Below are 21,148 nucleotides of genomic sequence, written 5' to 3' on the forward strand. Positions count from 1 at the left end.
TTTTTTATGACGCATCATGTTGAAATTGAGCCGGCGTTTCTTTGGCGCTCGGGTGGGGCAGGCGCATGGCTTGCAATGATGCGCGTACGCCGAAGAACAGCATCGCCAGTACCACACTGATAAAGAGCGCGCTCAGGGCGCTGTTCACGTAATCATTGAAAATGACCTGTTGCATCTGCTCTAACGTTTTGGCCGGGGCCAGTACGGTGCCACTGGCGGCGGCTTGATTGAATTTCTCAGCATGGGCCAGAAAACCAATTTTTGGATTCTCACTGAAGATCTTCAGCCAGCCGGAGTACAAGGTCGTGGTCAGTACCCACACGCAAGGCAGGGCCGTGATCCACGCAAAACGCAGTTTTTTCATCTTGATCAAGACGGTGGTACACAAAATTAACGCCATGCCCGCCAGCATCTGGTTGGCGATGCCAAACAGTGGCCACAGGGTATTGATGCCACCCAGCGGATCAATCACGCCTTGATACAAGAAGTAACCCCAGCCGCTCACCGCCAGCGTAGTGGCTAGCAGGTTGGCCGGCAGAGAATCGGTATTTCCCAGCGGTTTGAAAAAGGTGCCCAGCAAATCTTGGATCATAAAACGGCAAACGCGGGTACCGGCATCAATGGTGGTCAGAATAAACAGCGCTTCGAACAAGATGGCAAAGTGATACCAGAACGCCATCATGCCCGCGCCACCAAACACCTGCGACAGAATATGCGCCATGCCCACCGCCAGCGTAGGTGCGCCACCGGTGCGCGACAAAATAGTCTGCTCACCCACATCCTTCGCCATTTGGCTCAGCATTTCTGGCGTGACCACAAAGCCCCACTGACTGATCGCCGCCGCCGCTTCTTGCGGTGTGGTACCAATCAGCGCCGCAGGTGAGTTCATGGCAAAATAGACGCCCGGCTCCAGCACACAGGCTGCAATCAGCGCCATCATGGCGACAAAGGATTCCATCAACATCGCACCATAGCCAATGGCGCGCGCATGGGTTTCATTTTCCAGCATTTTCGGTGTTGTGCCGGAGGAGACCAGCGAGTGGAAACCGGAGATTGCACCACAGGCGATGGTGATAAACAGGAACGGGAATAGGTTACCGGCAAATACTGGCCCGCTGCCGTCAATAAAACGGGTGACGGACGGCATTTGCATGTCGGGTGCCACCACTATGATGCCTAATGCCAGCCCGACAATGGTGCCGATTTTGAGGAAGGTAGACAGGTAATCACGCGGCGCCAACAGCAACCACACCGGCAATACCGAGGCGATAAAACCGTAGATGATCAATGACCAAGCCAGGGCCTTACCATCTAGGGTAAACCAGCTGGCAAAGCTGCTTTGGGCGACATCTTCACCGTACACAATCGCCAGCATTAACAGCACAAAACCAATCAGTGAGATTTCGGCAATTTTCCCGGGGCGAATATAACGCATGTAAACGCCCATGAAGACCGCCAGTGGGATGGTTGCAGCAATGGTGAAGCTGCCCCACGGGCTGCCAACCAGCGCTTTCACCACCACCAGCGCCAGTACCGCCAGCAAAATCACCATGATCATTAAGATCCCAATCGAGGCAATGACCCCGCCCACTGGGCCTAATTCGGCTTTGATGATCTCTCCAAGCGATTTACCGTCGCGCCGGGTGGAGATAAACAGCACGATAAAATCTTGTACTGCGCCAGCAAACATTACGCCGACCAAAATCCACAAAGTACCGGGTAAATAGCCCATTTGCGCGGCCAGGACCGGTCCGACTAACGGGCCGGCGCCGGCAATGGCGGCAAAGTGGTGGCCGAACAGCACCCATTTGTTGGTCGGGACATAATCCAACCCATCATTGTGTCGCGCAGCGGGCGTCAGGCGCTGGCCATTTAACTCCAACACCTTATTGGCAATAAAGCGGCTGTAAAAGCGGTAGGCAATCAGGTAGCAAGAGACCGCTGCGGTGATCAGCCAAATCGCATTGATACTTTCCCCGCGGTGCAGGGCTAAGGTGCCAAAAGCGGCGGCACCGGCCAGTGCGATCAGGAGCCACAGCCCCCATTCCTTGAGTGTGCGCATGATTTCATCCTTGTGTCTGGGAAAACCGCTCCCGCGTTCGTTGGTGATGAGGCGCGCCGCGGTAATGGGGAACGGGAATTGTTTCGATTTTGTAAATGCCCACCGGCAAACGCAAGGGGTATGGGTGAAATCGACGATGGCGCTGCTGCACCGGTACTTGGTGGTGTTCCCGACTGCTTAGCGGGATAAGTGCGGCCGCCTTATCAGGCAAAATGTGTTATGCGTCTGGTTTTTATGCTGACAAAACTGGTGGTAGTGTTTGCGCTGAAGTAAAGTTACTGTTGCTTTTGTGACGCAGGTAGATACACCGAACGCACTGCAGCGCTTTGCGCAGGGGTTTTGTGACCTGTCACCGATTTTACGGGATTGCTGATCGGGGGATCGCAATGGATGCCGATACCCCTAACAGACGATCACCATTGCCGTGATTGATTGATATCAAAAAGGGATGCTATGGACGCAATGCAATTTCATTTCTGGGAGAAATGGCTGGTCAATGTACGGTTATTACCAAAAGCCGTGTTGCTAATGGTATTCAGTACGGTGCTCCTGACCGGTAAGCAGTGGTGGGATGCCGATACGTTGCGTCAGCATCTGCTGAGTACGGCGCAAACGCAGGCCGAGCAGCAGGCGCAGTCGGTGGCCAGCTTGCTCAATCAAGCGGCCACTGGCTCGCAAGCGACCTTGGTGCAGCAGTTGCAGCAAGCGGGAGTCTCTGTGTATGCGGTATCGCCGGATAAGCAGCTGTTAGGGCATCCGCAGCTCAAGCGTTATGAGGAGTGGAATAGCGGCGCGGGCATGTCGGGCTGGAGTGATGAAGGCGAGCAGCGCTATTTTCGCGCGCAGTCCGGTGATTGGTTGGCGGCGGTAGCGTTAGATAGAAACAGCGCGGATCAGGCCTATCAGGATTTTATCTGGCGTAGCGTGTGGCAAACGGTGGTGATGATCGTGATGTTTATCGTCCTGCTGGTGGGCGCGGTCCGTATGATGCATCGTCAGTTAAGTTATCTGAAAAACGGCATTGAAGCGCTGGCGGCTAAAAACTTGGCGGTGCCGGTATTGATGCCGTGCAAAGATGAATTTGGCGATATGGCGCGGGCGCTGGAGCAGACGCGGCAAAATCTGCGTGGCATTGTGACGGTACAAAATAATACCGCGCAGGAGCTGTCGGCGGTGGCGGAAGTGATGTCGCTGGCCATGCGCGAAACCGGTGAGTCGACACAAGAAGAGTTTGCCGAAATCGATCAGCTGGCTTCGGCCATGAGTGAAATGAGCTCAACTGTGCAGGATGTGGCGCAAAATACCGAACTGGCGTCGCAATCGACCGCCGAAAGTGCCGAGCAGGCCAAGCAAGGCGCGGTGTTTGTCGGCAAAACCACCGATGTTATTCGTCAGCTGTCGTCTGATATTCGTGAGTCGGCCTTGGCTGTAAACCAAGTGGAAGAGCAAGTGGGCTCGATTGGTTCGGTTGTTTCGACTATTCGCGGCATTTCCGAACAGACGAACTTGCTGGCGCTGAATGCGGCCATTGAAGCGGCACGCGCCGGTGAGCAAGGGCGTGGTTTTGCGGTAGTCGCCGATGAAGTGCGTCAATTGGCGCAGCGCACGCAAAATGCCACGGTCGAAATTCAAGAGATGATCTCGCAACTGCAAAATAGCGCGCAGCAAGCGGTGACCTTGATGGAGCAAAGCGTACTGGAAGCGGCGGAAGGTACGGAGCAAATCGAGCGTGCCGGTAGCGAGTTTACCCGTATTGAGTCCAGTGTTCTGCGCATCAATGAGATGAATTTCCAAATTGCATCGGCAGCGCAGCAACAAAGCTCGGTGGCGCAGGAGATGAGCCACAACCTGACCAATGTGCGTGAGCTGATTTCGGCCTCGGTAACCGTGATTGGGGAGCTGACCGAAACGGCCGAGGCGATGCAACAGCAAGCCAGTAAGCTGCAGGCCGAAATTGGAGAGTTTCGTCTCGAAGCCGGTTGATGTTGCGCCCGTGTGAGGTAGTGAGTGAGGTCGCGTTTAGCCATATCGGTACGACATCCCAGCAACACAAGGAGCCCCGTTAACGACGGGGCTTTTTTTATGCATGCCATTTTTATTGGTACTTTTTGATTGGCAGCAGGTGAGTAACCCCGATATCTTAACGGTTCCCTGTGGCTGATTTTTAACGGACCGGATGCCGTCATGACTGATCATCTTTCTCCCTCCCTAAATGCCGCCGCCGATCAGGCGTGGCAGCGCTTAGCCGAGCAAGCGCCTGACGCGTTGCAACTGTGGCAAACCGCTTCGCATCGCCCGCTGCTGCGCCGTGCCTTGGCGCTGTCAGAGTTTATCGCCGATACCTTATTGTGCCAGCCAACACTGTTACATGAGCTGTATCATCAGCCGCCGGCCTATGGCCGCGAGCAGGAATATGCGGCCTTGCTGCAACAGCAGTTGCAAGCGGTCAGTGATGAGGCGGGGTTGATGCAGGCCCTGCGCCGTTTTCGTCATGCCGAGTTGGTGCGTATCGCTTGGTTGCAAATCCACGGTCAGCCGGATCTGGCTCCACCGGAGGATGCTGCGCTGACAGAGCAGACTTTGCGCCAGCTCAGTGCGTTAGCGGAAAGTTTGATAGTGGGCGCGCGCGATTGGTTGTATCAGTCTTGCTGCCGAGAGTGGGGCACGCCGGTGAATGCCGAAGGGAAAGCGCAGCCGCTGCTGATTTTAGGGATGGGAAAGTTAGGCGGCGCGGAGCTTAATTTTTCCTCCGACATTGATCTGATTTTGGCGTATCCAGAGAACGGGCAAACCCGCGGTGGGCGGCGCGCATTGGATAACGCGCAGTTTTTTACTCGCCTCGGGCAAAGGCTGATTAAAGCTTTGGATCAACCTACGGTTGACGGCTTTGTCTATCGGGTTGATATGCGTTTGCGCCCGTTTGGCGAGAGTGGGCCGTTGGTGATGAGCTATCCGGCGCTGGAAGATTATTATCAGGAGCAGGGGCGTGACTGGGAGCGCTACGCCATGATCAAAGCGCGGGTGATGGGCGATGACAGTGGCGAATATGCCGCAGAGCTTAAGCAGATGCTGCGCCCGTTTGTGTTTCGCCGGTATATCGATTTTAGCGTGATCCAATCTCTGCGCACCATGAAAGGGATGATTGCTCGTGAGGTGCGCCGCCGTGGGCTGGTGGATAACATCAAGCTTGGTGCCGGCGGGATCCGTGAGATCGAGTTTATTGCGCAGGTGTTTCAGTTGATCCGCGGTGGACGCGAGCCGAGCTTACAGGGCCGCTCGTTGCTGCCAACTTTACAGGCCATCGGCCAGTTGGGGCTGTTACAACCGAGTGAGGTCGATGGGCTGTGTCAGGCGTATATCTACTTGCGCCGGCTGGAAAATGGCTTACAGGCGATCCGCGATGAGCAAACCCAAACCTTGCCGTCTGCGGCGCTGGATCAAGCGCGGTTGTGCGACCTGATGCAGGTAGCCGAGTGGTCGGCGTTACAAGCTACGCTAGAGCATCATATGCAGGCGGTGCGGGCGGTCTTCGCCCACCTGATTGGGGAAGAGGAAGACAGTGCCAGCGAAGAGCCACAGCTTCAGCTATATCAAGATTTGTGGTTAGGGCGCTTATCGGCGGAAGAGAGTTTACGGCTTTGTCCGGCCAGTCCTGATGAAGAGGTGGCGGGCGCAAAATTGCTGCGAGTGGTGGAAGATTTTCACCGCGAAGTGGATAAACGCACGTTGGGGCCGCGTGGTCGCGAGGTGTTGAACCGCTTGATGCCACGTTTGTTATCGGCCTGCCTTAGCCATCCACACGCGGCACTGTTATTGCCGCGTATCATTCACTTGATGAGTCGCATTGTTACTCGCACCACTTATCTGGAGTTGCTGGCGGAGCACCCAACGGTGTTAACGCACCTGCTGACCCTGTGCACCGCGTCACCGTGGGTGGCTGAGCAGTTAGCGCTGTATCCATTGTTGCTGGATGAATTGCTCGACCCGCAGACGCTTTACCATCCCTTACCGTTGACACAATACCGTGATGAGCTGCGTCAGTATCTGTTGCGTGTACCGGAAGAGGATGAAGAGCAACAGATGGAGGCACTGCGTCAATTTAAGCAGGCACATCTGCTGCGTATTGCTGCCGCTGATATTGTGGGGGCATTGCCGCTGATGAAAGTCAGCGATCACCTCACCTATCTGGCCGAGGCCATTATTGATGCGGTAGTGCGTCAGGCGTGGCGACAAATGACGGCGCGCTATGGTGAGCCGCAGCATCTGGCTGAGCGTGGCGGTCAGGGTTTTGCTGTACTGGGCTATGGCAAGTTAGGCGGCTGGGAGCTTGGCTACGGCTCGGATTTGGATCTGGTGTTTTTGATTGATTGTCCACCGGAGGTGGTCACCAGTGGTGAGCGCAGTATTGATGGCCGCCAGTTCTATCTGCGTCTTGCACAGCGCATCATGCATCTGTTTGCTACGCGTACCAGCAGTGGCGTGCTGTATGAGGTGGATACCCGTTTGCGCCCTTCGGGGGCGGCCGGATTGTTGGTCAGCTCATTAGAAGCCTTTGCCGATTATCAGGCGCAAGAGGCCTGGACGTGGGAGCATCAAGCGTTGGTACGGGCGCGTATGGTGTATGGCGACCCGATGTTGCAAGCGGCCTTTGCCGAGATCCGGCATGGCATTTTGTGCAAAGAACGCTCCGCCGAAGCATTGCGCCAAGAGGTGTTGGCGATGCGCCAGAAGATGCAGGCGCATCACACTCACGGTGAGCGTTCGCACAGTGAAAACTCGTTTGATTTGAAAGCCGATGCGGGGGGGATCACCGATATTGAGTTTATCGCTCAGTATCTGGTGCTGCGTTTTGCCGCCTTGCAGCCGGCGATCACTGAGTGGTCGGATAATGTGCGTATTTTCGAATTGCTGCAACGTTATGAGCTGATGTCGGCAGCGGAGGCGCAGCAATTGACCGCCTGTTATTGTTTGCTGCGCGATGAAAACCATCGCTTGGCATTACAGCAATTGCCAGGGAAGGTGAGTGCGCCCCAGTTTACCGAAGAGCGTGAGCAGGTGATGCACAGCTGGCATACGTGGTTGGAAACGCCGGTTAGCGTGCTGGCTGATTGAGTTTTTATTCGCAGGTTGATGAACCAACGAGTAAATTGATGCGCACATAAAAGTGCATCTTCAAAATAACCAAAGCGCCGCAGTGCGGCGCTGTTTACCTGTGTCTCACGAAGAGCAAAGCGAATCGATACTAAGGTAATAAGACACTAAGACGCTTTTCAATACAAAGAGGATTCGCCTTCTGGGCGGGTTTTAAAGCGGCGATGCAGCCACATGTATTGCCCTGGTGCGCGCAAGATCTCTTTTTCGACTACCCGATTCATAAAGGCTGCCGCGGCAACCTCATCATCCATCGGGAAGCCTTGGATAGCAGGGGAGATCACTAAGCGGTAACCACTGCCATCTTTATTGCGGATCGGTGCAAAGGCCACTAATGCTGGATCGGCGGCTTGCATCAGAATACTGGTGCCGGTGGTGGTCGCCGCTTTATCGACCGCAAAGAGTGGGACAAAGACACTGCGGCGTGGGCCGTAGTCATGATCGGGTGCGTACCAAATAATCTCACCGGCACGCAGGGCGCGGATCATCCCTTTTACGTCTTTACGATCAATCATGTACTTGTTAGAGCGCAGGCGTCCCCAGGTTTGCAGCCAGTCCATCAGCGGATTATCGTTTGGACGGTAGACGCCCACGCCAGGGTTATACATGCCAAAAACGCGCGCACCGAGCTCAAGGGTTAGGAAGTGCACACCAATGAGCAGTACACCGCGTTGTTCGGCTTGCGCTTGACGCATGTGCTCCAAACCTTCCACTTGGAAGATTTTTTTAACCCGCCAGTCAGGCCAAAACCAGGCCATGCCGGTTTCCATCACCGCCATCCCTGTGGATTCAAAGTTTTCTTGCAGAATTTGGGCGCGCGCCTCGCAGCTCATATCTGGAAAGCACAGCTCAAGATTACGTTCGGCAATTTTTACCCGACGCTTACCAATGCGCATAAACAGCCGCCCCAGTGTGAACCCGATCCGACGAATCAAAGGATAAGGCAGCAGCGTGACCAGATATAAAGCCGCGATCCCTAGCCAAGTCAGCCAGTAGCGCGGATGAAAATATGCTGTACGAAATTGAGCTTGAACCATGATGAACTTCACATTAGCTGGGCAGACGTCTTAGTTTACCTGCAACAGCGCCGCCTTGCATGTGTGTTATGCCGCCCTGTGGTACACTCTGCCAGAATTTCTTTTTTTGCTGTGTGTGGAGCAAACCATGAATGTGACTCTGCCTGATTATTCCCGCGCTGGGGTTCTGGTGGTTGGGGATATCATGCTGGATCGTTACTGGCACGGACCGACCAGCCGGATTTCACCGGAAGCGCCGGTACCGGTGGTCAAGGTCGAACAGATTGAAGAACGTCCGGGCGGTGCGGCTAACGTGGCGATGAACATTGCCTCACTCGGTGCGCGCTCGTGTCTGGTTGGTCTGACGGGCCAAGATGATGCGGCGCAAGCGCTGACACAGGCCCTGCAGGCGGTGGAGGTGGAGTGTGATTTCGTCGCTGTGCCCACCCATCCGACGATCACCAAGCTGCGCGTGTTGTCACGCAATCAGCAACTGCTGCGTCTGGACTTCGAAGAAGGGTTCGACAACGTGGCGCCGCAGCCATTGTTAGACCGTATTACCCACGCATTGCCACGCGTTGGCGCGCTGGTGTTATCGGATTATGCCAAGGGTGCGCTGAGCGCAGTACAGGCGATGATCCAGCTGGCACGTAGCGCCGGTGTACCGGTACTGATTGATCCGAAAGGTAATGATTTCGAGCGCTATCGTGGTGCGACCTTATTGACGCCAAATCTGTCCGAGTTTGAAGCGGTGGTCGGGCGCTGTAAGTCTGAAGAAGAGCTGGTGGAGCGCGGCATGGCGCTGCTGCATCGCTTTGATTTAGATGCCTTATTGGTCACCCGCTCTGAAAACGGCATGACGTTGCTGCGTGAAGGTCATGCGCCACTGCATCTGCCAACGCAGGCGCAGGAAGTGTATGACGTGACCGGTGCTGGCGATACCGTGATTGGTACCTTGGCCGCCACGTTGGCGGCAGGCAAGTCACTGGACGAAGCCTGTTTCTTGGCCAATGCTGCCGCAGGTGTGGTGGTGGGCAAACTGGGTACCTCGACAGTGTCACCGCTGGAGCTGGAAAACGCAGTGCGTGGCCGTAGCAATACCGGTTTTGGCGTGATGAGCGAAGCTGAGCTTAAGCTGATGATGCAGCAAGCGCGTCGCCGCGGCGAGAAAGTGGTGATGACCAATGGCTGCTTTGACATTCTGCATGCTGGCCATGTCTCGTATCTGGAAAATGCCCGTAAGCTGGGTGACCGGCTGATTGTGGCGGTGAACAGCGATGAGTCAGTGAAACGCTTGAAAGGCGAAAGCCGTCCGGTGAATCCGTTGTCACAGCGCATGGCGGTGTTGGCTGGTCTCGGCGCAGTTGATTGGGTGGTACCGTTTGAAGAAGACACGCCGCAGCGTCTGATTGCGTCTTTATTGCCGGATTTGCTGGTGAAAGGCGGTGATTATCAGGTGCATGAGATTGCCGGAGGCGCAGAAGTGATTGCCGCGGGTGGTCAGGTCAAAGTGTTGAACTTTGAAGATGGCTGCTCTACCAGCAACATTATCGCGGCGATCCGTGACGGACGCGGCTAAGGCGTACAAGCATCATGGTAGCTAAGGGGTTCTGACCCTGACCATGTCTTGATGTTGTGCTTCCTGATGTTATGCCAAAAAGACGATGAAAACAGGCGATTATTTCGCCTGTTTTTTTTTGCCCCATGCTAGCTTATTCCAAGCGTATTTAGGGCTGTCGGGCAAGGAAGGGCCGCAATGTCAGGGTTAAAACAAGAACTCGGGTTATTACAGGGGATCGGGCTGTTATCCACGTCGTTGCTGGGAACTGGCATTTTCGCTATTCCGGCCTTGGCGGCGGTGATTGCCGGTCAAGGTGCCTTGTGGGTGTGGCCACTGCTGATTGCGTTAGTGTTTCCGGTGGCGATCGGTTTTGCGGCTTTAGGCCGTCATTATCCTCACGCTGGCGGTGCTGCGCATTTTGTGGAACAAGCCTTTGGCAAGCGCATGGGGCGAGCCACGGCGTGGCTCTTTTTATCCGTGATCCCGGCCGGTTTACCCGCGGCGCTGCAGATTGCGGCCGGCTTTTGGCAGGCGGCCTTTGGTTGGGGCGCTAGCTTGGCCATGCTCGTGCAGTTGGCGACGTTGCTGCTGATCCTCGGCCTGGGGTTGCGCAGCGCGGGCTCATCGGCCAATGTGCAAACCCTGATAGCGTTGCTGATCATCTGTTTGGTGCTGGTGATCGCTTATGCGGGGCGCTTGTGGCAGACCCCAAGCCTGCCACAATGGCCGGCGGCCGTGACCTTGGGACAGGCACTGGCAGTGATGTTCTGGTGTTTTGTCGGGATCGAAGCGTTTGCCCATTTGGGCTCGGAGTTTCGCCAGCCGGAGCGCGATTTTCCGCGTGCCTTGTTGTGTGGTTTGCTGGTGGCGGGCAGCATCTATTGGTTGTGTACCTTGGCGGTGTTGCACTTTTCTGCCTATGGTAGCCAGTTGCCGGCATCCGCCTCGATTCCGTCGATTGTGGGTGGGCTGTTTGGCCCACGAGCGCAGCGGATTGCTTGCTTGATTGGTTATCTGGCCTGTTTTGCCAGTATCAATATCTATCTGCAAAGCTTTGCTCGCCTGATTTGGGCACAAGCAGCACAGTGGCGTCCGAATAGCCGTTTAGCGCGCTTATCGCGCCGTCAGGTACCGGCCAATGCGCTAACTTTGGTGGTGGGCTTATGCGCGCTATCGGCATTGGCATTGCAGGGGCTTGGGGTGTCATTATCTGAGCTGATCATCTATGCCAACGGGATTTTTGTGTTGATTTACTTGCTATCCATGCTGGCTGGCGTGGTGTTATTGCAAGGCTGGGTGCGTTGGGCGGCGTTGCTGGGGGCGGGACTGTGCGTGCTGATGTTGCTGGCTATCGGTTGGCATAGCGGTTATGCGTTAGCGATGTTGGCGCTGTTATATGCCTTGGCGTGCTATTGCCAGCGCCGAAGTGAACGCTCACTGATACAGGCCGGTTAACCGACCTGTTAGTCGCTTAATGATGTGGCTATCGAGCCGCATCGGTGTGCGATGCGTTTAGCAGCAGCAAGGTGTCAGCAGGGAATTAATCAGATTTTGCAGCACGATATCTTGGCTCTGTCCACCGTGGTAATAGATCCAAATCGGTTGCCGTTCATACACATCGGCTAAGCGTCGCCAAATGAGTTGTGTATCTGGTTGCAGCTGCATGGCGGTGGCCGGTAAGACTGTTAGTCCCAGACGGCTGTTGACCGCCGCCAAGATAGCGGTGATTTGGCTTAAGGTGGCGGTAATTTTCAGTGTGATATCTTGCTCACTGGCCAGATTCAGTAACGTGCTGTGGGTAATGTGCGGCTCAGGCAATAAAATCAGATGCTGGTCGCGCAGCTGCTGCACACAAATTTCTTTGTTGGTAGCCAAGGGGTGTGAGGGCGGCAGCACCACCATCAGTTCATCATCGCAAAACGGTTGTTTTTCAATATTCGGTGGTAGCGCCGGATCGGCCTGCCCAATCACCATATCCAGCTTATGTTCGGTCAGTTCGGCCAACAGATGAGCGACCGGCGCTTCGGTAATGGTCATGCTGAGCGCCGGTTGGCTGAGGGTATAACGCAGTAGGTTATTGATCACCGGTTCAACCGATTGCACCATGCCGATACGAATTTGTTGCTGATTGCCACCATGATAATGACGAACGCTTTTTTCCAGCGCGTCGGCATCGCGGATTAATTGGCTGACTTGTGGGTAGATATGTTCGGCAAATTCGGTGGGCAACATATGTGATTGGCGCCGCTCAAATAATGCGATGCCGTAATGCTGCTCCAGTTTAATTAATTGTTGAGATAATGCCGATTGGGTAATAAACGCTTTATTCGCGGCTTTACTGAGATTTTGTTCTTGATACACCAGACTAAAATAATACAGTTGCTTTAAATCAGTTAGCCGCATACATCCCTCGGAGTAACATGAATCTGGGTGAGATAAAATCCTGACTCAGTCTATAACACAAATATCGTGCTCAAAAAGGTATAACGGAGCATAAAAAGCACATCGCAGTGTAATCAAAGATAAAATATGGACTCTCAGTGATCCGCATTGTTAACAAAGAAAAATTCACCCACAGCTTACAGATGAACTTCGCTAAATATGAAATAAATGGCGAAAATGCTAACAAAATAGGGTGTTGCCGTGTAAATATTGTCATCCAGTAAAAATATGCAGTTTTGCTGGGTGATTATGAAATTTCTCGATTTATCTCCCAGTATGCCGGGGAAATGATTTAATCATTGCGCTGAGCAGGTTAACTATTTTATTACGCATCCACGCTGAATATAAATGTGCCTATGTTAGCGGCTTGCACCGAAATAATAGCAAAGACTGGGGCGCCGAATTAAGTCAGCGAGGCTGAGAGAGAGAATAGAGATAACGAGCCTGATGGTGCGCGAATGGATGATTCAGCTCACGATGCTTAGATCTCGGCGATGTTCACTTCGCTGTATTGCGAACTCTATGTCACGAACTTTGACTCATGTATTAGCGAACTGCGTGGCGAGGGCGTACCACGGTTTATCTGTCACTTCGGTAGAGCATAAAGCGCGGGCGTGCAAGCAAAACTCTGCAGTTGAGCGATGAGTTTTTTGCTGAAGTGGTTATACTAGCGCACAGCTGTAAGCCTGAGGTGATTATGCTAGTTGTAGTTCGCGCCATTATTGTATTGCTGTATGCGTTGCTGCTGTGTATCGGTGGCAGTTTATATTGTCTGTTTAGCCCTCGTAATCCACGTCATGTGTATACGTTCGCCCATCTGTTTAGCAAATTAGATCGGGTCATGGGGCTGAAAGTTGAGCGTCGTTTCCCGCAAGGGTTCGAGCAATTCGGTGACAGCGTGTATATCGCCAATCACCAGAATAATTACGACATGGTGACTGTCTCGGGCATGGTGTTGCCGCGTACGGTGACTGTGGGTAAAAAGAGCCTGCTGTGGATCCCGTTCTTTGGTCAACTGTACTGGCTCACCGGTAACATTCTGATTGATCGAAATAACCGTAGTAAGGCGCATGACACCATTTCTCAGGTGGTGGACAAAATCAAAGAGCGCAATATTTCGGTATGGATGTTCCCAGAAGGAACCCGTAGCCGTGGCCGTGGTTTGTTGCCATTTAAAACCGGAGCTTTCCATGCGGCGATTGCTGCCGGAGTGCCGGTGGTGATTGTGTGCGCCTCTGAGCAGCACAACAAAGTGAATCTGAACCGTTGGAATAACGGGCATGTGATCGTTGAGATGTTGCCTCCTATCGATACCACCGGTTACACCCGTGAAAATGTGCGTGAGCTGGCGGCGCTGTGCCATCAGATGGCGGCCGATAAAATTGCGCAGTTGAATGCCGAAGTGGCCGAGCGCGAACGTCAAGAGCGCGCGGCGTAAGTCGTATCCAGCCTGCCTTGGCAGGCTATCGTGGTTTGTTCATGCGCGCCGGCTCCTCGGTTCGTCGCCAGCGCGGGCTGGTGATGGGACCGCCGAGGGCTGGCGCGGGATCATTTTGTTTTCGGAGATATCATGGCTCTCAGTCGTCGACGTTTTTTACAGCTGACCGGAGCATCTGTATGTGCCGGGGCTGTCTATCCGGCACTGAAACTGGAGGCGGCAACTGGGCCGTCTCAGCCATTACCCATCCCTCCTTTGTTGGAGTATCGGCATGGGCGGCCATTATTTCTGACCCTACAGGGAACGCATTGGGCGTTTAGTCAAAATGCGGCGCCGGTGTCGGTGTGGGGAGTAAACGGCCGCTATTTGGGGCCGACCGTGCGGGTGAAGCGCGGTGACAACGTGAAGCTGATTTACAGCAACCGTCTGGATGAAGCGGTTTCCATGCGAGTGCAGGGGCTGCGGGTGCCGGGGGTGTTGGATGGTGGACCGGCGTGGTTGATGAAGCCGCGCAAAGAGTGGGCGCCGATTTTACCGGTGCGCCAAGCTGCCTCTACCTGTTGGTACCATGCGGATACCCAAGGCAAGATGGCCGAGCATGTGTATCGGGGCTTGGCGGGCCTGTGGCTGGTTGATGATGAAAACACCCGCGACTTGCGTTTGCCGAAGCACTATGGCGTTGATGATATTCCGCTGATTTTACAAGATAAGCGCTTTAATCCGTTTGGTGAGCCGAAGTATGAAGCGGCGCCGGGCGGTTTTATCGGTAACACCTTGCTGATCAATGGCGTGCAAGATCCGTTCATCAATGTGTCACGTGGCTGGGTGCGTTTGCGTCTGGTGAATGCCTCGAATGCCCGTCGTCTGCTGCTACAGATGAGTGATGCGCGTTCGATGTATGTAATTGCCGGTGACGCGGGTTTGCTCAATGCGCCGGTGGAGGTCAAGCAGTTCAGCTTGGCTCCCGGTGAGCGCCGTGAGATTCTGATCGACATGAGCAATGGCGATGAAGTGACCCTCACAGCCGGTGAGTCGGCGGGGTTGGTGGATCGCATCAAGGGCTTGTTTGAGGACTCCAGTATTTTGGTCTCCTCACAAGTGTTGACCTTGCGCCCAGAAGGCTTGTTGCCGCTGATGACGGATAAGCTACCGGCGCGCTTGCCGGCAGAGGAAGGGGGCGTCAGTAATATCGAGCGCACCCGAACCCTGCGTCTGGGCGATGTGGCCAGCCCTGGCATCAATGGTGCGGTCTGGAATGAAGGTCGGGTTGATATCGATACCCGTTTTGCGGCCAGTGAGCGTTGGATCGTGCATGCGTTAACGCCGCAGCCATTTACGTTGCATGGTGCTATGTTCCGGATTCAGTCGGTGAACGGTCAGCCACCGAAAGCCGAAGATGCCGGTTGGAAAGATACCGTGTGGGTTGATAGCGAAGTGGAGCTGATCGTGCGCTTTGATCAAACAGCTGGCGCTGATCATCCGTTCCGTTATCACAGTGGCATTTTGGAAATGGCCGATCGTGGCACCATGGGGCAATTTACCGTTAACCCATAATCCACTCTCATCGACTGATACAGCAGGCATAAAAAAGCGACCGCATGCGAGGCATGACGGTCGCTTTTTTGTATCGCTATGAATGCCTTGTGTCATTCATTAGCCGTGGCGCATCACACCTGAAAGCGCTTGATCAGGCCAGACAGGACGTCGGACTCATGATAAATCGCTTCGGCTTGTACCGCCGTCTCGCCGGAGACCTGCAGAATTTGCCCTGAGGAGTCGGCCACAGCACGAATATCTTGGCGGATACTCTGGCTGGCTTGTACCTGCTCTTGCAGGATTTGACGGGTACTTTCCACCATATCGGCTGCGGCGCTGATTTCAGCGCGAATTTGGGTGATGCAGCTGCCGCCGTCTTGCGCCTGCACGATCCCGCGGTGCAAATCGTCGACCATGGTGTCCATACGCCCTTTGGCATTCAGGCTGCTGGCCTGAACTTGCTTAATGGTGTCATGGATTTCGCGAGTCGCGACACTGGTGCGCTCGGCCAGCTTACGCACCTCATCGGCCACCACCGCAAAGCCGCGCCCCTGTTCACCGGCACGCGCCGCTTCGATGGCCGCATTCAGCGCCAGCAAGTTCGTCTGCTCGGCTACATCACTGATCACCGCCACAATCGCCGAGATGTTGTTGACCTGATCGGCCAGCTCATCGATCCGTTGCTGCGTCTCGCCCACATCGCGTTCAATATCAGTCAGGCGACCGACTGCTGCGAAGATGGTCTTGTGGCCATTATCCGATTGCAGACAGGCTTGCTCACTTTGTTGCCGCGCTTGTTGGGTTTGCTCGGCGGCATAACGGGTTTGCTCGCTAAATTGGTGCGCGGTGGCGGCAATACGGTTGGTAGCATCGCGCTCTTGCTCAATCAGCTGGGTGCTGTGCTCGGTATTACTCACAATCGAGCGGCTGTGCTCATGCAGGTGCGCGACACTTTGCTGCAGCTGTTGTACCACATCATGTAGCGATTGGCGCATGCGCAGCACCGAGGCGTGAATACTGACATCATCACGGTTTGGCTGGGCATGGTGTTGGCTCAGATCGCCATTGGCGACCGCTTGCACCAGCTGTTTCACATCGGCCGGCTCACCGCCTAAATCATTCAGCAGACCCCAGATCATGCGGCTGATAATCAGCCCGGTAAGGGTGGCAATCAGAAGACAAATACCCAGCTGCCAACCGGCGTTGGACCAAAATCGCTGGTTAACTTCAGCCTCGCTGATCCCGGTGCCGACCACCCAGTTCCAGCGGGGGGTTTGCTGGGCGACCGACAGCAAATCCACCACCTGATTGTTACGCTTCGACGTCCAGTGGTACTCGGTATATTGGCCGTGATTGGCGCGCAGGGCATTTTGCAAAATTGCACCGACACTGTTGCCGCTGGCGTCTTTAAAATCGTGGAAGCTGGTGCCGTGCAGCTGTGGTTCGAGTGGTGTCGCGACGAAGTTCAGCTTCTCATCGGCCACATAGACATATTCACTGTCATGATATTTGTTGGCACGTAATAAGTCAGTGGCAATCGCCTTAGCTTGCTGTTCAGGCAATTGGCCGCTGGCCGCCATCTGCTCAAGCTCAGTAATGGTGGAGAGCGTGCTTTTCATCAATTGTTGAATACGAGCACGATTATCCTGATCGCTGGCCGCCCGCATTGCTAATAACCCGATCAGGGAAATACCGACCATGGCGATCAGAAGTCCACCAATCAACAACCATCCTTTGTGTTTTAATTTCATGTGCGCTGGATCTCAGACAAAGACAATGACAGAGATCGCTATTATCGCATGTCTGCTACAGAGGATAGGTGGCTTGTTTTGCGAGATGAAACAAGTTTTAGAAAGGATTTGGTGTGCCACAGACAGGACCAAGGGTCCTGTCTGTATAAGAAATCAACCGCGACGCACAGCGATGGCTTCGATTTCGATTTTGACGTCTTTTGGCAGACGCGCCACTTCCACGCAAGAGCGTGCTGGGAATGGTGCATTGTGTTCGGTAAAGAAGGCTTCGTACTCGGCGTTAACAGCCGCGAAGTCGTTCAGATCTTTGACAAACACGGTAGTTTTCACGATATCGGCAACACGCAGGCTAGCGGCTTCAACGATAGCACGGACGTTTTCCAGAGATTGACGGGCTTGAGCTACCACGTCTTCTGCGATTTCACCGGTAGCCGGGTTCACTGGGATTTGACCGGAGGTGATCACCATGCTGCCAAGATCGACGCCCTGAACATAAGGACCGATGGCGGCAGGGGCTTTTGCGGTGCTGATCACATGACTCATAACGCTTCCTTTTATTCGGTTTAAAAAGAGTTCGTTAGGATTATAAAGCCTGTGCAACAGGAAACACAGTGAGCCGTGCCAAAGGCTGACACGGCAATTGTAAGCTAAATCGAGTCAGTTGATGGCGAGTCGATTACAGCTGCTCGGTAACCACTTCACTATCAAACACTTTTTCACAGTATTTGCACTTTAACAGCACCTGCTGGGCTTTTTTGCGCACCCAAAAACCAGAGCTAACCGGCTCGCTGTGGCTGATACAGTTACTGTTCGGGCAGTTCAGCACATGCTCGATGTACTCCGGCAGTTCCAGATGCCGTTTTTGCACCACCTGATAGTTTTCAATCTGGTTTACGGTGGCATCTGGCGCATAGATAGCCAACTGGTTAGCTTGCTCGCCAGTTAAGAACACATTTTCAATCTTGATCAGATCTTTTTGTCCCAAAGCAGCGGAGGGCAGGTTTAAGCCCACGGTGATCCGCTGGCGTGTTTCGCTGAACTTAAACAGGCTCAAAATCTTGATGCCGATGGTGGCCGGAATATGGTCGATCACGGTGCCGTTTTTGATGGCTTCAACCTGCAGTTTATTTTCACGTTCCATGCTCAGCTCCTTAGGCCAGATTCAGTTCAGGATTCAGTACCAATGCCAGCAGTGCCTGACGGGCATACACGCCGTTATCGGCTTGCTGGAAATAGTAGGCGTAGGGGGTGGTGTCCACGTCCACGGTGATCTCATCGATACGCGGCAGTGGGTGCAAAATCTTCAAGTTTGGGCGCGCATCGCTCAGTGCCGCAGCGGTGAGGACAAACTGCGATTTCAGGTTGGCGTATTCGGATGGGTCAAAACGCTCTTTCTGTACTCGCGTCATGTACAGAATATCTACCTGCGGGATCACCTCTTCCATCGAAGTATGCAGGCTGTAGGTGATGCCTTTGCTGTCCAGCTCTTCGAGGATGTAATCCGGCATTGCCAGAGCATCTGGGGCGATAAAATAGAAACGGTTGCCGTTGAATTTGGCCAAGGCTTGAGTCAGCGAGTGCACGGTGCGGCCATATTTCAGATCGCCGACCATGGCAATGCTGATGTTGTCCAAACGGCCTTGTGTTTCACGCAATGTGAACAGATCCAGCAAGGTTTGGCTTGGGTGCTGGTTAGCGCCGTCACCGGCGTTGAAAACCGGAACGCCGTTGGAGAACTCGGAAGCCAAGCGTGCAGCACCTTCTTGTGGATGGCGCATCACAATGGCATCCACATAGTTGCTGATCACGCGAATCGAGTCGGCCAGCGTCTCGCCTTTTTTACCCAGCGACGTGTTGCTGCCGTCAGCAAAACCAATCACTTTACCGCCCAAGCGCTGAATGGCGGTTTCGAACGACAAACGGGTGCGGGTCGAGGCTTCAAAAAAGCAGCTGGCGACTACCTTATGTTGCAGTAACGTTGGCTGTGGCGTGGCTTTCAGGCGAGCGGCGGTATCCACCACCAGCTCCAACTCGGCACGGCTGAACTCCGGAATGGAGATGATGTTTTTGCGGTATAAGGGATTGGCCATGGTGCGCTCCTCTGCAGCCTGACGGGGTATGGACGAAAAAAAAGCCCCTGCAATTGAGGGGCTTTTTCTTGTAATAACGAAAGTGCCTGTACTGGACCTTCACGGCGGATCAAAAAACCACGAACGGCCGCGAAGTGGGCGGCATGTCGGCGCAATGTAACGTTTGCGTGACGCATTCGCAATGATCCTGACCAGCTGACAGACAAATTGTCGCGCATTATACGCAAAAACGCGGTCGCTGCAATATTCACCTTGCGGCCGGAGATCGCCAACAGTGCGCACGGTGGTAAATGACCGTGCGCACTCGACAATCGATTACGCGCCGAGTGTGGCCACCATCACAGCTTTGATGGTGTGCATCCGGTTTTCTGCTTCATCAAACACAATCGAATAGGGGGATTCAAACACCTCATGGGTGACTTCCAACCCTTGCATGCCGTATTTGGCGCTTACCTCGCGGCCGATTTCGGTTTGATCGTCATGGTAGGCCGGTAAGCAGTGCATGAATTTCACCTGTGGATTACCGGTTTGGCGGATCACGTCCATGTTAATCTGATATGGCTTCATCAGGGCAATCCGCTCGGCCCACGCACTTTCTGGCTCGCCCATGGAGACCCACACATCGGTATACAGGAAATCCACGCCCTGCACGCCTTCGGCGACGTTATCGGTTAAGGTCAGCTTGGCACCGGTGGTAGCGGCAATGGCTTGGCACTGTGCAACCAGTGACTCTTCCGGCCAAAAGGCTTTCGGGCCGACCAAACGCAGATCTAATCCCATCAGCGCCGCGCCTTCTAACAGCGAGTTCCCCATGTTATTACGGGCATCGCCGAGATACGCCAGCTTCATCTGGTTTAACGGTTTGCCTTGTCCATGCTCGAGCATGGTCAGGAAATCGGCTAAGATCTGCGTGGGGTGAAACTCATCAGTTAGGCCATTCCAGACCGGCACACCGGCATAGCGCGCCAACTCTTCGACCCGCGCTTGACCAAAGCCCCGATATTGAATGCCGTCATACATCCGTCCGAGAACTCGCGCCGTGTCGGCCATTGACTCTTTACAGCCGATTTGTGAACCAGATGGGCCTAAGTAGGTAACGTGTGCGCCCTGATCATGGGCCGCCACTTCAAAGGCACAGCGGGTACGGGTAGAGGTCTTTTCAAAGATCAGCGCAATGTTTTTTCCCTGTAAGCGAGGTCGCTCATAACCGCCGTATTTGGCCTTTTTCAGCTCACTGGCCAGCTCAATTAAGTGCTGGATCTCTTTGCTGGTGAAATCGGTGAGTTTTAATACGTTCCGGTTACGCAGGTTAAAAGCCATATGTCCGTCCTTGTTTGCATATCTATCTTTTGTTTGTGGTTAATATCGACTATTTATTCAATCTATTTGAGTTTTTATTTGTTTTCAAGTGTTGTGTTTAATTTATAAGCAATGGAAGTATCGGTGGTGAGGCGCGGCAGGGTGTGGGACAATGAAAACCGAATTACTTAACTCTCTGGAGGCCTTATGGCAGACCGTGAATTTCTGGAAGCACAGCAGGAAGAGACTCGCCTGATCATTGATGAACTGCTGGAAGATGGTAGCGATCCTGATGCGCTGTATACCATTGAGCACCATTTGTCCGCAGAGCGTTTTGAGGAGCTGGAAAAGGCGGCCGTTGAAGCGTTCAAGCTGAGCTATGAAGTGACGGATGCTGAAGAGCTGGAAGTCGAAGACGGCTCCGTGCTGGTATGCTGTGACGTCGTCAGCGAAATCCCGCTGAAAGCCGAGCTGATCGATGCGCAAGTTGAGCAGTTGGTGAAGCTGGCAGAGAAATTTGGCATCAACTACGACGGTTGGGGCACCTACTTTGAAGATCCGGACGGCGAAGAAGAGGAAGATGATGAATTCTTCGACGACGAGGATGACGAAGAAGAAGACGCGCCAACGCGCCACTGATTCTGATGGATGTCGTTAGGCGGGCAAGGCCAACGGCCATAGCCACTAACAGGATAAAAACCGGGCTTGCGGCCCGGTTTTTTTATGTCTGCTGACGGCCGAATTATTGGCGCGGGCATGTGGCGCATAAAAAAAGCCCGTCGCGGGCGACGGGCTTGAATAC

15 protein-coding genes are annotated in these 21,148 nt (G+C 54.0%); 7 read left to right on the forward strand and 8 right to left on the reverse strand.

Annotated elements, in window-relative coordinates; translation table 11 throughout:
- Positions 1–4 precede the first annotated feature (4 nt).
- Complete coding sequence (locus NCTC9997_RS02295; protein ID WP_064977197.1) at positions 5–2,062, reverse strand: carbon starvation CstA family protein; 2,058 nt, start codon at positions 2,060–2,062, stop codon at positions 5–7.
- A gap of 462 nt (positions 2,063–2,524) precedes the next feature.
- Here NCTC9997_RS02295 and NCTC9997_RS02300 point away from each other — a divergent pair, with 462 nt between their 5' ends.
- Positions 2,525–4,045 carry a methyl-accepting chemotaxis protein gene (locus NCTC9997_RS02300; protein ID WP_197665234.1) on the forward strand — a complete coding sequence of 507 codons (1,521 nt, stop codon included), beginning with the start codon at positions 2,525–2,527 and terminating at the stop codon, positions 4,043–4,045.
- A 201-nt stretch (positions 4,046–4,246) separates the two neighbouring features.
- The gene (glnE, locus tag NCTC9997_RS02305) at positions 4,247–7,174 is read left to right on the forward strand and encodes a bifunctional [glutamate--ammonia ligase]-adenylyl-L-tyrosine phosphorylase/[glutamate--ammonia-ligase] adenylyltransferase (RefSeq protein ID WP_064977199.1); all 2,928 of its coding nucleotides are present in this window, start codon (positions 4,247–4,249) and stop codon (positions 7,172–7,174) included.
- A 158-nt stretch (positions 7,175–7,332) separates the two neighbouring features.
- Here glnE and NCTC9997_RS02310 read toward each other — a convergent pair whose 3' ends face one another.
- Positions 7,333–8,250, reverse strand: a complete 918-nt coding sequence (locus NCTC9997_RS02310) for a Kdo(2)-lipid IV(A) acyltransferase (RefSeq protein WP_064977200.1) — start codon at positions 8,248–8,250, stop codon at positions 7,333–7,335.
- Positions 8,251–8,377: 127 nt separating this feature from the next.
- On the opposite strand from NCTC9997_RS02310, the gene hldE reads away from it, so the two are divergent.
- Both hldE and yjeH read left to right on the forward strand, forming a co-directional pair.
- Positions 8,378–9,808 carry a bifunctional D-glycero-beta-D-manno-heptose-7-phosphate kinase/D-glycero-beta-D-manno-heptose 1-phosphate adenylyltransferase HldE gene (hldE, locus tag NCTC9997_RS02315; protein ID WP_064978412.1) on the forward strand — a complete coding sequence of 477 codons (1,431 nt, stop codon included), beginning with the start codon at positions 8,378–8,380 and terminating at the stop codon, positions 9,806–9,808.
- Between the two features lie 177 nt (positions 9,809–9,985).
- Positions 9,986–11,245, forward strand: a complete 1,260-nt coding sequence (yjeH, locus tag NCTC9997_RS02320) for an L-methionine/branched-chain amino acid transporter (protein WP_064977201.1) — start codon at positions 9,986–9,988, stop codon at positions 11,243–11,245.
- A gap of 57 nt (positions 11,246–11,302) precedes the next feature.
- On the opposite strand, the gene NCTC9997_RS02325 is transcribed toward yjeH, so the two are convergent.
- Complete coding sequence (locus NCTC9997_RS02325; protein WP_064977202.1) at positions 11,303–12,193, reverse strand: LysR family transcriptional regulator; 891 nt, start codon at positions 12,191–12,193, stop codon at positions 11,303–11,305.
- Between the two features lie 736 nt (positions 12,194–12,929).
- Here NCTC9997_RS02325 and NCTC9997_RS02330 point away from each other — a divergent pair.
- Positions 12,930–13,670, forward strand: a complete 741-nt coding sequence (locus tag NCTC9997_RS02330; protein WP_064978413.1) for a 1-acylglycerol-3-phosphate O-acyltransferase — start codon at positions 12,930–12,932, stop codon at positions 13,668–13,670.
- Between the two features lie 132 nt (positions 13,671–13,802).
- Positions 13,803–15,224, forward strand: a complete 1,422-nt coding sequence (gene ftsP / locus NCTC9997_RS02335) for a cell division protein FtsP (protein WP_010862531.1) — start codon at positions 13,803–13,805, stop codon at positions 15,222–15,224.
- 113 nt (positions 15,225–15,337) lie between these two features.
- Here the strand turns inward: ftsP and NCTC9997_RS02340 are convergent, their stop codons facing one another.
- The 5 genes from NCTC9997_RS02340 to argF form a co-directional block, all read right to left on the reverse strand.
- Complete coding sequence (locus NCTC9997_RS02340) at positions 15,338–16,957, reverse strand: methyl-accepting chemotaxis protein (protein WP_064977203.1); 1,620 nt, start codon at positions 16,955–16,957, stop codon at positions 15,338–15,340.
- 153 nt (positions 16,958–17,110) lie between these two features.
- Complete coding sequence (gene ridA / locus NCTC9997_RS02345) at positions 17,111–17,500, reverse strand: 2-iminobutanoate/2-iminopropanoate deaminase (RefSeq protein WP_010862529.1); 390 nt, start codon at positions 17,498–17,500, stop codon at positions 17,111–17,113.
- Positions 17,501–17,633: 133 nt separating this feature from the next.
- The gene (gene pyrI / locus NCTC9997_RS02350) at positions 17,634–18,098 is read right to left on the reverse strand and encodes an aspartate carbamoyltransferase regulatory subunit (protein ID WP_010862528.1); all 465 of its coding nucleotides are present in this window, start codon (positions 18,096–18,098) and stop codon (positions 17,634–17,636) included.
- Between the two features lie 10 nt (positions 18,099–18,108).
- Positions 18,109–19,047 (reverse strand): aspartate carbamoyltransferase, encoded by a 939-nt coding sequence (gene pyrB, locus NCTC9997_RS02355; protein ID WP_010862527.1) that lies wholly within the window; start codon positions 19,045–19,047, stop codon positions 18,109–18,111.
- A gap of 315 nt (positions 19,048–19,362) precedes the next feature.
- Positions 19,363–20,367 (reverse strand): ornithine carbamoyltransferase, encoded by a 1,005-nt coding sequence (argF, locus tag NCTC9997_RS02360; RefSeq protein WP_010862526.1) that lies wholly within the window; start codon positions 20,365–20,367, stop codon positions 19,363–19,365.
- A 186-nt stretch (positions 20,368–20,553) separates the two neighbouring features.
- Between argF and rraB the strand changes: the two genes are divergently transcribed.
- On the forward strand, positions 20,554–20,985 hold the full coding sequence (gene rraB, locus NCTC9997_RS02365) for a ribonuclease E inhibitor RraB (RefSeq protein WP_010862525.1): 432 nt from the start codon (positions 20,554–20,556) through the stop codon (positions 20,983–20,985).
- Positions 20,986–21,148 lie beyond the last annotated feature (163 nt).

It is taken from the genome of Plesiomonas shigelloides, from assembly GCF_900087055.1.
In the GTDB taxonomy this organism is placed as follows: domain Bacteria; phylum Pseudomonadota; class Gammaproteobacteria; order Enterobacterales; family CAMTGL01; genus Plesiomonas; species Plesiomonas shigelloides.